This is a genomic window from Marinitenerispora sediminis (genome assembly GCF_003336425.1).
Lineage (GTDB): Bacteria > Actinomycetota > Actinomycetes > Streptosporangiales > Streptosporangiaceae > Marinitenerispora > Marinitenerispora sediminis.
This window is the reverse complement of the sequence record NZ_QEIO01000377.1, coordinates 1-389: the sequence shown is the minus strand read 5'-3', so window position 1 is coordinate 389 and position 389 is coordinate 1. Positions and strand designations below refer to the sequence as shown.

Below are 389 nucleotides of genomic sequence, written 5' to 3'. Positions count from 1 at the left end.
TCATTGAACCCATCTTCGAAGCAGACTTCGAAGAAGCATCCTTCGGATTTCGCCCGAAACGAAGTGCCAAAGGAGCCCTGGAGCGAATCCGGAAAGCCTGCAACCGCAAAGGAGATTGGGTAGTCGACGTCGATATCCAAGGTTACTTCGACAATATTAACCAGGAGAAACTCATGAAGCTGGTACAAATGCGTATCAATGACAGGCGGATCCTGAAGTTAATACGGAAGTGGCTTCAGGCGGGAGTGATGGAAGAAGGAAACGTACGGCGCTCCGATATAGGGACACCGCAAGGTGGGGTCATTTCACCGCTTTTGGCGAATATCTATCTGAACTATTTTGACCGGCTGTGGGAGAAACACGGAAGTAGGTTGGGAGAACTGACAAGG

The 389-nt window shown here is 49.9% G+C and carries 1 protein-coding gene; it reads left to right on the top strand.

Annotated features, from left to right (window positions below; all coding sequences use genetic code 11):
• Nucleotides 1-2: 2 nt before the first annotated feature.
• Nucleotides 3-389, top strand: a 387-nt coding sequence (locus DEF28_RS26885; RefSeq protein ID WP_325049049.1) for a reverse transcriptase domain-containing protein, incomplete at its 3' end; no start/stop codon positions are given.